Origin of the sequence: Synechococcus sp. CCY9201 (assembly GCF_034931105.1) — a bacterium.
Taxonomy (GTDB): domain Bacteria; phylum Cyanobacteriota; class Cyanobacteriia; order PCC-6307; family Cyanobiaceae; genus CBW1002.
On record NZ_JAYGIC010000038.1, the window covers coordinates 1 to 9,701 of the forward strand.

At 66.5% G+C, this 9,701-nt stretch carries 9 protein-coding genes and 1 pseudogene; 4 read left to right on the forward strand and 6 right to left on the reverse strand.

The window, feature by feature from the left end; genetic code table 11:
- The coding region (locus VB716_RS04340) for a glycosyltransferase family 1 protein (protein ID WP_323269825.1) at nt 1-951 on the forward strand (951 nt) is incomplete at its 5' end.
- Nucleotides 952-991: 40 nt separating this feature from the next.
- Nucleotides 992-1,903 carry a glycosyltransferase family 2 protein gene (locus VB716_RS04345; RefSeq protein WP_197157536.1) on the forward strand — a complete coding sequence of 304 codons (912 nt, stop codon included), beginning with the start codon at nt 992-994 and terminating at the stop codon, nt 1,901-1,903.
- Here VB716_RS04345 and VB716_RS04350 read toward each other — a convergent pair.
- Both VB716_RS04350 and VB716_RS04355 read right to left on the reverse strand, forming a co-directional pair.
- Nucleotides 1,870-3,033, reverse strand: a complete 1,164-nt coding sequence (locus tag VB716_RS04350) for a glycosyltransferase family 4 protein (RefSeq protein ID WP_197157534.1) — start codon at nt 3,031-3,033, stop codon at nt 1,870-1,872. The two genes, VB716_RS04345 and VB716_RS04350, sit on opposite strands and share 34 nt — an antisense overlap.
- Nucleotides 3,021-3,941: a glycosyltransferase gene (locus tag VB716_RS04355; protein WP_323247129.1), complete on the reverse strand. Its 921-nt coding sequence runs from the start codon at nt 3,939-3,941 to the stop codon at nt 3,021-3,023. Before VB716_RS04355 ends, VB716_RS04350 begins: the two co-directional genes overlap by 13 nt.
- Before the next feature lie 36 nt (nt 3,942-3,977).
- Here VB716_RS04355 and VB716_RS04360 point away from each other — a divergent pair, with 36 nt between their 5' ends.
- Entirely contained in the window at nt 3,978-5,072 is a 1,095-nt protein-coding gene (locus VB716_RS04360) for a glycosyltransferase (protein WP_323269827.1), read from the forward strand.
- Here VB716_RS04360 and VB716_RS04365 read toward each other — a convergent pair.
- From VB716_RS04365 to psbZ, 4 genes are all read right to left on the reverse strand, one after another.
- Nucleotides 5,053-5,997 (reverse strand): GDP-mannose 4,6-dehydratase, encoded by a 945-nt coding sequence (locus VB716_RS04365; protein WP_323269828.1) that lies wholly within the window; start codon nt 5,995-5,997, stop codon nt 5,053-5,055. The genes VB716_RS04360 and VB716_RS04365 overlap by 20 nt on opposite strands.
- A 1-nt stretch (nt 5,998) precedes the next feature.
- Entirely contained in the window at nt 5,999-7,303 is a 1,305-nt protein-coding gene (locus VB716_RS04370) for a sugar transferase (RefSeq protein ID WP_323269829.1), read from the reverse strand.
- 107 nt (nt 7,304-7,410) lie between these two features.
- Nucleotides 7,411-7,893 carry a 6,7-dimethyl-8-ribityllumazine synthase gene (ribH, locus tag VB716_RS04375; RefSeq protein ID WP_197157525.1) on the reverse strand — a complete coding sequence of 161 codons (483 nt, stop codon included), beginning with the start codon at nt 7,891-7,893 and terminating at the stop codon, nt 7,411-7,413.
- Nucleotides 7,894-7,898: 5 nt separating this feature from the next.
- Complete coding sequence (gene psbZ / locus VB716_RS04380) at nt 7,899-8,087, reverse strand: photosystem II reaction center protein PsbZ (RefSeq protein ID WP_197158954.1); 189 nt, start codon at nt 8,085-8,087, stop codon at nt 7,899-7,901.
- A gap of 170 nt (nt 8,088-8,257) precedes the next feature.
- Between psbZ and VB716_RS04385 the strand changes: the two are divergent.
- Nucleotides 8,258-9,701, forward strand: a pseudogene (locus VB716_RS04385) (DNA mismatch repair protein MutS); the annotation flags it as partial.

A 9,701-nucleotide genomic window follows, 5' to 3' on the forward strand; every position in this document is an offset into this window, starting at 1 on the left:
GGTCGCCGCTGGCGTCGACGGCTGGCCTCGCGGCCCGGGACGCCGGTGGAGACCGGGCAACCGAACCGGGGCGAGGGAGCGCAGCTGCTCTACTGCCCCTTTGGAGCACCGCTGCTGCACCGGGCCAGCCTCACCACGGTGTCCACCTTCCACGACCTGCAGGTGCAGGCCTATCCCGACTTCTTCCCCGCCGCGGCCCGCCGGGAGCGCCTGGAGCATTTCCGCCAGATGCTGGCGAAGGCCAGTCGCATCGCGGCCATCTCCCAGTTCTCCCGTCAGGAGGCGATCGAGCTGGGGGGCGATCCCGGCCGGATCGTGGTCATTCCCCACCGCATGGCCCTCAGCCGCAGGGCCGTGCCGATGGCTGAGCCCCCCTGCGCCCTGCCCTCCGGACGCTTCTTCCTCTACCCCGCCAATCTCTGGCGTCACAAGAACCATGAACTGCTGCTCAGTGCCTTCGCCATGGCCCGCCACCAGGGGCTGCCAGCCGACCTGAAACTGGTGTGCACCGGTGATGGCGTCGACCGGCTCGAGCCCCTGCGCGAGCTGGCAGAGCAGCTCGGTCTGGCTGAGGCCGTCCTCCTGCCCGGATTCGTCAGCGATGCGGAGCTGGAGGGGCTCTACCAGCACGCCCTGGCCGTGGTGTTCCCCTCCCTCTACGAAGGCTTCGGCCTGCCGGTGATCGAGGCGATGGCCCGCGGCCTGCCGGTGGCCTGCAGCGACACCACCGCCCTGGGGGAAGTGGCCGGGGAGGCCGCCCTGCGCTTCCATCCCGGCCATCCCCAGCAGATCGCCGATGCCTTGCGCCAGCTGGCGGAGGATCCCGCCCTGCGAGACCGGCTGATCGAGCGGGGCCTGAGCCAGGCAGACGCCTACGCCCAGCCGGCTGTGATGGCTCAGCAGTACTGGGAGCTGTTCCAGGAAGCCCATGCCGCCGGTCCGGTGGCCTGAGGCTGAGCGCCTCCGAGAATCATCTCCGCAGCACCGTTCCATGAGCGCATCGATCCGCATCAGTGTCGTGACGCCCTCGTACAACCAGGGGGCCTTTCTGGCCCGCACCCTGGCCAGCGTGGCCAGTCAGAGCCATCCCGCCCATGAGCATCTGGTGTTCGATGGCGGCAGCACCGACGACACCCTGCAGGTGCTGGAGGCCGCAGGTGACGGGGTGCGCTGGGTGTCGCGGCCGGATGGAGGCCAGGCTGACGCTGTGAACCAGGGTCTGCAGGCGGCCGGCGGTGATGTGATCGCCTGGATCAACTCGGATGATGTCTATTACCCCGGTGCCTTTGCAAGGGTGGCTGCCGCCTTCGCCAACGATCCCGACCTGGATGTGGTGTACGGAGCTGCCGATCACATCGACCTGAATGACAGGGCCTTCGAGGCCTACCCCACCACCTTCTGGGATCCGGAACTGTTGCGCCACACCTGCTTCATCTGCCAGCCGGCCCTGTTCTTCCGCAGGCGCGTGGTGGAGACGGTGGGTCTGCTGGATCCGGGTCTGCGGTATTGCATGGACTACAACTACTGGCTCAGGCTTGCCGATGCCGGCTGCCGCTTCGCCTACCTGAGCGACAAGCTGGCCGGCTCCCGCCTCTACGCCGACAACAAGACCCTCAGGGACCGGCCGGCCGTGCATCGGGAGATCGCCGAGATGTTCAAGGCCTACGACGGCCAGGTGCCGCTGCGATGGGTCTTCGCCTACGCGCACCACAGCACGGCGGCCTGGATCGACCGCAGCGACCATCCCCTGCGCTTCAAGATCAGCCTCTATCTGGAAACGATGCGCAGTCAGTGGCGCTGGAACCATCGCGTCGGGATCTCCGCTCTGCGGGAGCTGCGCCGTGCCAGTCGACGTCATGCCCTGGAGGGTCAGGCCGCCGAGGCTGCCGCGGCCTCCTCGTAGAGCTCCAGCAGCTGGCGGGTGCTGTCCTGCCAGTTGAAGGCTGCAGCCCTGTCCCGGGCTGCAGCAGCCAGACCGGCAAGCCTCTGGGGCTGGTTCAGGAGACTCTCGATGGCCTCCACCCAGCCGTCGCGATCATCCGGTGCCAGGAGGATGCCGGCATCCGCGACGATCTCGGGCAGTGAGGTGGTCGAGGAACTGAGAACCGCTGCCCCCTGCCCCATCCCCTCCAGCACGGGCAGACCAAAGCCCTCGTAGTGGCTTGGGTAGAGGTTCAACAGGCAGTTCCGGTAGAGCCAGATCAGCTCCCGATCACTCACATAGCCGAGCAGGTGGATATCCGAGGCCCAGGGCGATGCCGCCAGATCCTTCTCGAAGCCTTCCATCAACCAGCCCTTGCCACCGGCAAACACCAGCGGAATCGCCGCTCCGCCCCTCTCCCGGAAGCGTTGATACACCTCCACCAGGAAGCGCTGGTTTTTGCGCGGTTCGATCGTGCCGGTGGAGAGCAGGAAGGGCCGGCCGCTGCGGAACAGTGCGGCTCGCGGTTGGCTGGGCTGCAGATCGAAGCCGGGCTGATCGAAGCGTGAGGCCGGATGGATCACCCGCACCCGCTCCGCCGGCACGTGGGGGAAATGACGCAGGAATGCACGCTTCGACGCATGGGAGATGGCCACCAGCCAGTCCGCCCGCAGGGAGGCCTGCAGCACACCCTGGAAGCAACCGAGCCGATTCTTTTCGGTCGTCCACTCGGGATGCTCGGCAAAGCTCAGGTCGTAGAGCGTGTAGATCAGGGTGGAACGGAGCCGCCAGGGCGGACACCAGAAGTTGTTGGCGTGCACCAGATCGAAGCCGGCGAGCTGATCGTTCACCCGCTGCCGATCCCGCCAGAAGGCCTCTGCATCGCTGCGTCGCGGCAGGCGGGGTCCATAGGCCACACCCTGACGGCGATGGGGGAAGGCCGCCGCCTGGCTGGGATCGTGAAAGAAATCGCCGAAGCTGGTGAGCAGGGTGTAGCGATGCGGTGCACCCGAGGCCAGCAGGCCGTCGATCAGGGCGGCGGCATAGAACCCGCAACCGGCCTTGCGCGGGCCCGTCTGACTCACATCAAAGGCGATGTTCAGCGGCGCCACCCCTCCTCTCCTGGACAATCGGGCAAGGGTATCGGAGCCGGACGCGGCCCCAGCCGCAGGCGCAGCTTGCCCCAGTAGCGCCGCCAGGGCGGCGCTACAATCCCCAGCTCCCGGTTGATCGCGGCCAACTGCCTCCGGCCCCGCAGGATCGCCCGCCAGCCGCTGGTGGCCCCACCCTCCGCCATCGCCACCAGCGGGTCCGAGCAGATCTGGACGCGATCCGCCAGCTCGGGTCGCAGCAGCAGGGTCTGCATCAGTTTGTAGTCGGCGGAGAGGCTATAGCGCTCATCGAACCCGGTGGCCCGGTAGAGGGTGGTTTCGGCCAGAAAGCCGGGATGGGGGTAGTGCAGCCCGCTGCGCAGCCGCTGATGCCAGAGGGCCGGATCCCGCGGCGGGGATGGCACCATCCACCGGGCCCGCAGCCAACGATCGGGCCGGCGGAAGTAACCGATCGAGGCCAGCAGCAGAGCGGCTTCCCGCCGACGAGCCTGCAGCAGGAAGGCCGCGTAGGCGCCCGGATCCAGCAGGAGATCGTCTGCGTTGAGCACATGGCTGTAGTGGCCACGCGCCAGCCGCAGGCCCACATTCATGGCGGCATAGGGGCCGCCGCCGATGTCCGTCTGCCAGCGGCAGAAGGGATGACGGTCTGCATGCCGCTCCAGCAGCCGTTGGGTGCCGTCACGGGAGCCGCCATCAATCACCAGATGCTCCAGGTCTTCACCGGCCTGCCGCAGAATCTGCCGAGCCCGCGCCACGCTCGTGAGCGTCTCGGGCAAGGTTCTCGCGGCTTCGAGGCAGGGGGTGATCACCGTCACCAGCGGCAGCCCGCCTTCCGAACCGGACCCTGCGGCATCGGTCTCGGGAGACGCAGCCTTCACGGGCACAGGGGCGGCAGGGAGGGGGTCCATGGGCACGCTGTGACCCGGGATACCGGAGACTGAAGCATGCCCTCTCGCTTCTCCCAGAGCGTCAGCATCGGCTTCGATGGCCAGATCTTCCGGCGGCAGCGGCGGGGGGGGATCAGCCGCTACTTCCGAGAACTGGCCCTGAATCTGCGCGCTGCGGGCGCAGAGGTGCTGATGGCGGAGGAGCGCCAGGGCTGCTGGCCCTGGTCCGCTCACCTGCCCTGGCGGCGGGCGGATGTGGTGCACGCCACGTTCTACGGCGGCGGGCCCTATCGGCTGCAGAGCCACCAACGCCTGGTGAGCAGCCTGTTCGACATGACGCCGGAGCGCCATCCCGAGCACTTTTTCCTGCCGGCCCTGCGTTCCCCCCATGCCAACAAGCCGGGGTGGCTGGAGGTCTCTGACCTGATCATCAGCATCAGCGCCGCCAGCGCCGACGACCTGGTTTTCTTCCAGCCGACCCTGCGGACGCCCCTCAGGGTGATCCACCTCGCCACCGCCATCGACAGGCTGGTCCCCCAGCCCGTGGAGGCGCTGGAGGGGCGACGGTTCTGGCTGATGGTGGGCAAGCGCCACGCCTACAAGAACGGCCTCACACTTCTGCGGGCCCTGAGCCTGCTGCATGGCGGCGACGGCGATCGGGGTCGCAGGGATCAGCCCCTGCTGGTCTGTGCCGGAGGAGGCCCCTGGAGAGCCGAGGAGCGGCGCTGGATCCATGGCCAGGGTCTGGAGGATGCGGTGCTGCAACTGGCAGCGACGGATCCGGTGCTGGCCTGGCTCTACCGCCACGCCGAAGCCGTGCTGGTGCCCTCCCTGGCTGAGGGGTTCTCCCTTCCGCTGATCGAAGCTCTCGCCTGTGACACGCCAGTGGTGGCCTCGGATCTGGAGGTGCACCGGGAGGTTGGCCAGAGCTTCGCGACCCTGCTGCCGGCCCTGAATGCACGGGTCTGGAGCGAGCTGCTGGCCGCGGCCGGGCAGGAGACTCTGCCGCGGCCGAGTCACCGGCTGGGAGGAGAGCGCTATGCCCGGCTGCGTCGTCATTTCGCCCCCGAGCGGCTGGTGCAGGACCATCTGGAGGCCTACGGATCCACCACCGACCGTCCCAGCCCCCGGATCAGGGGCAGGCGTGGCTGATCAGGGCTGCGATCACACCATCCACATCAAGCCGTGCCCGCCAGCCATGGCGTTCCAGCATCGGCGCGGGATCTCCGACACTGCTGAGGATTTCCGAGGGACGCCGCAGGCTCTCCACAAGGTCGACATGATCGTGCCAGTCGAGGTCAAGCTCCCGGAATACGCGGGCGACAAAATACTCCAGAGTTTCCATTCTTCCAGTACAGATCACCTGGTCCTCCAGACAGTCGGCGCGAAGGATCAGCTGCATGGCGTCGATATATTCTTCGGCCCAGCCCCAGTCTCGCGCTACAGACAGATCTCCTAGCTGTAGGCGAAATCGGGAATCGTGTCGGCAGCGTAATGCCCCGTCAACGATCTTTCGGGTTACGAATGTGGAGGAGCGGTAGGGTGATTCGTGGTTGAACAGGACGCCGGTCACGCAGCCGAGGCCATAGGCTTGTCGATAGACCTGCACCGTATTGAAGCTGGCATCTTTTGCGATGGCATAAGGGCTCAGAGGCTGGCGCGGACTCCGCACATCGGCGGGTCGCGGCGTATTTCCGAAAATCTCACTGCTGCCGGCAAAATAGAGTCGTCCATTGAAGTCGGCGAAGCGTGCAACCTCCAGTAGGTTGATCGTGCCATTGATGATGCTGTTAAAGGTGTCCACCGGTTGACGAAAGGAAAGTCCAACCGACGACTGGGCTGCCAGGTTATAGATTTCCTCTGGCTGATAGCGGGTCATCAGTTCCAGAATCTCGCGGAAATCGCAGAGATCTGCTGTGGTCAGCTCCAGGTCTCCTGTGATTCCAAGCTGCTGATGGGTTGCCAGGTTGGGATTGCTGGAGCGGGACACTCCCACCACTGTCGCCCCTTGGCGCAGCAGCGAGCGACACAGCAGTGAGCCATCCTGGCCAGTGCAGCCAAACACCAGTGCCTTCACCTCAGCGGCCCCCTGCCTTGAGAATGATCTTGATCGTCTTGATCAGAATCAGCAGGTCTAAAGCTGTGCTCCAGTTATGTAGATAGTAAAGGTCATAACTGAGCTTGAGTTCGGCTTCCTCCAGGCTTGCGGCATAGGGCGCACACACCTGAGCCCAGCCGCTCAGGCCTGGTCGCATCCAATGGCGCTTGCGATAGTGGGGAATATGAATTTCCAGCTCAGCTTCGAACTCCGGGCGCTCTGGTCTCGGGCCGATCAGGCTCATATCGCCCTTGAGCACGTTGATCAACTGGGGCAGTTCATCGAGTCGTACCCGCCGCAGGAACTGACCCACCCGCGTAATGCGACAGTCACCAGGCAAGGTCCAACTGGCAGGCGCATTCGGATCGGCGCGGGTCATGGTGCGCAGCTTGAGCAGTCGGAAGGTATGGCCCATCCAGCCGCTGCGCTCCTGGACATAGAACACTGACCCTCGATCCTCAAGCCAGATCAGGAGAGCTGCCAACAACATCACAGGCAGGCAGACCACCAGCAGAAGGACCGCTACCACCACATCGGCAACACGTTTGAGCTGGCGTTGCACACTGAAGGTGTCAGACCAGGGAATGTCAGCCTGGGATAACCAGTCGGCAGGCAGAAGGGCGGGGGGCAGTCGCTCCAGTTCCCGCTCCGCCAGCTCGATCACTGTTGTGATCGGGACACCGTTGTCACCCAGAACCTGAAGCTGGTGTTCCTGGTCGGGGGCCAAGCGCAGATCGCTGCCAAGGACTACACCGCCCGGGGGGAAGGCATGGCCCGCAGGGGTGAGCACCCGAGGGGTGACCGCAAAGGGTGTGCGTTGCCACTCCCGCAGGATTGCCGGGGCTTCGTGAGGAGTCGCCATCAGGCCCCAGTCTCGCTGGGGTGAGTGGCGGCCCAGCCAGCGGAGGCCCAGTCTCACCAGCAGCGCCCAGACGGTGAGGGAACCGAGCAGGAACGTCTGTGTGCTTCGGTGGCTCAGGTAAAGCCCCACAGGCAGGTTGAAGAGCCAATCCATCAGGGCCACAACCAGCATGGTTGCCAGGGCTGTGATCATCAGGCGCAGGATCACCAGACGCAGGCGCAACCAGGGCCAGCGAAGCACCGTATAAGTACCGAACAGCCAGCCGAACAGCAGGTACAGAAGTGCGAAGGCGATCAGCCACCGAGGCTGTCCCAGGAGATCGGTTCTCCGTGTCTGATCGAGCAATGCTGCCAGGATCAGGCAAGCGCTCAGATCAAGGGAGGCGCAGAGGAAGAGAAGTCTGCGGGGCTTTCGCCAGTGCAATACAGGATTTTATCTGAATTGAACTTAAGTCCAAATGGTCCCAGAGCACAAAGGACATGGCGGCTGGGGCTCCGGCACAACAGGCCCGGCCAGTGCCATGTAGCGGCTCAGGGGTCTGCCAATGCCCCCATGAGGCTGCCCATCTCCAGGGCCTGCAGGCCGTAGCTCCAGCCCAGGTTGCTCTTGATGCCAGCCCGCTCCAGGGCCTGCTGCAGGGTGTCGGTGGTGAGTACCCCGAAGATCACCGGCACTCCGGTGTCACGGGCGACGCTGGCCACGCCCTTGCTCACTTCGGCCACCACCACATCGAAGTGGGGGGTGTCGCCGCGGATCACCGCCCCGAGGGTGACCACCACCTGATAGCGACCACTGCCGGCAAGCCGCTGGGCGACCAGGGGAATCTCAAAACTGCCGGGGACCCAGGCCACGTCAAGCTGGGCGCTCGACTCTCCCACATCGATGCCGTGGCGTGAGAGGCAATCCAGGCAGCCGCTGAGCAACTTACCGGTCACCAGATCGTTGAACCGCGCCACCACAACAGCGATGCGGAGGCTGGCAACGTCGGTGAAGCGACCTTCAAAAATGGCCAAGGGGTTCAGACCACGAAATAGCTCATGCCCCAGTTGAGCAGCACCAGGGCCACCCAGGCGGCGCCGCCCAGCAGGATGATGCGATTGGAGCGGCCGCTGTCGTCGCTGCTGGCGTAGAGCACGGGCACCGCCACCACCAGCGCGAACGACATCACCACCAGGGCCAGAACGGTGAGGGTGTTGAGGATCTGCATGGGTGCGGCAACGGAGATGGCCGGCAGCGGCAGGGGGTCGCCGGCGGTCAGTTTAGGGATTCTCACACGACGATTCCTGCCCCCGACCCGGAGCTGGCAGGTTCCTTCACAAGTTGTCGGGAGCGGGCCGACCAGGCCCCTTACGATCAAGCCTCGTTCGTCCTGCCAGCGTGGCCGCGGGAGCCGAGCAGCAGCTGTCGCTGGTGGCCGATCTGGGGCTGCAGGGAGACCTGTTCGCCGCAGCTCCGGCCGCGCTGCCCAGCTCGGATCAGGCCCCAGTCGAGGCAAATCGCAGCGGTGATGAGGCGCCCCTGGACGACGCCCAGCTGGAGGCCGATGCCACGGCCCGGCCCCGCCGACGCCGGCCAGCCAGAGCGGCTGGCGGCCTGGACCTCGCGACCGGTGACGGCAACGGCAACGGAGGCGAGCTCAGTGGTCTGGACACGGAGCCCATTGGCTCCACCAGCGCAGCAACCCCTGACGGATCCTGTGCCGCAGCCGCTGCTCCGGCCGACGCCGAAGACCTGCCCGATCACGACCTGCCCCGCTGGCATCACCACAGCCTGGTGGATCCGGCCCAGCTGACGCCGGTGCTGCGCCACTACGTCGAACTCAAGGCGGCCCATCCCGAGCGGGTGCTGCTCTACCGCCTGGGTGATTTCTTCGAGTGTTTCTTCGAAGACGCGATCACCCTCTCGCGCCTGCTGGAGCTCACCCTCACCGGCAAGGAGGCCGGCAAGGCGATCGGGCGCGTCCCGATGGCGGGCCTGCCCCACCATGCGGCTGAGCGCCACTGCAGCGAACTGGTGCGCCGCGGCCTCAGCGTCGCCCTCTGCGATCAGCTGGAGACCACCCCAGCCAAGGGGGCCCTGCTCAAGCGGGAGATCACCCGCGTGCTCACACCGGGCACGGTGCTGGACGAGGGCATGCTCAGCGCCCGCCGCAACAACTGGCTGGCGGCCGTGGTGCGGGAGGGCAACCACTGGGGACTGGCCGTAGCCGATGTGAGCACCGGCGAATTCCGGCTCACCGAGCGGCAGGGCACGGATCTGCTGCACCAGGAGCTGCTGCAGCAGGACGCCGCCGAAGTGCTCTGGAGCGGAGAGCCCGAACCGACCTGGTGCCCTGACGGCTTGCTGCTCACCAGCCAGCCCCGCACGCCGTTCGCGGCACCGGAGGCGCGGGCACGGCTGCTGGCCCGCTTCCGCCTGGCCAGCCTCGATGGCCTGGGGCTGGCGGAGGCCCCCCTGGCCCTGCGCGCCGCCGGCGGACTGCTCGCCTATCTGGAGGGCACCGAGACCGGCCGGCTGGTGCCCCTGGACATGCCTCGGCTCTGGCATGCCGGCGACCAGCTGGTGCTCGACGCCCAGACCCGCCGCAACCTGGAGCTGACCCGCACCCAGCTGGGGGGCAGCCTGCAGGGCTCCCTGCTGTGGGCCCTGGATCGCTCCATGACCGCCATGGGGGGGCGCTGTCTGCGCCGCTGGATCGAGGCTCCCTTGGTGGATCGGGCCGCGATCAGCGCCCGTCAGGACGGCGTGGGCGAGCTGGTGGCCAGCCGTTCGCTGCGCCTGAGTGTGCGGCGCCTGCTGCGGCCCATGGGTGATCTGGAGC

Excerpts from the sequence above, each read along its gene's own strand:
- VB716_RS04345 (WP_197157536.1), top strand. The coding sequence starts at position 992 with ATGAGCGCATCGATCCGCATCAGTGTCGTGACGCCCTCGTACAACCAG.
- VB716_RS04355 (WP_323247129.1), bottom strand. The coding sequence starts at position 3,941 with ATGGACCCCCTCCCTGCCGCCCCTGTGCCCGTGAAGGCTGCGTCTCCC.
- VB716_RS04360 (WP_323269827.1), top strand. The coding sequence starts at position 3,978 with ATGCCCTCTCGCTTCTCCCAGAGCGTCAGCATCGGCTTCGATGGCCAG.
- psbZ (WP_197158954.1), bottom strand. The coding sequence starts at position 8,087 with ATGCAGATCCTCAACACCCTCACCGTTCTGGCCCTGGTGGTGATGTCG.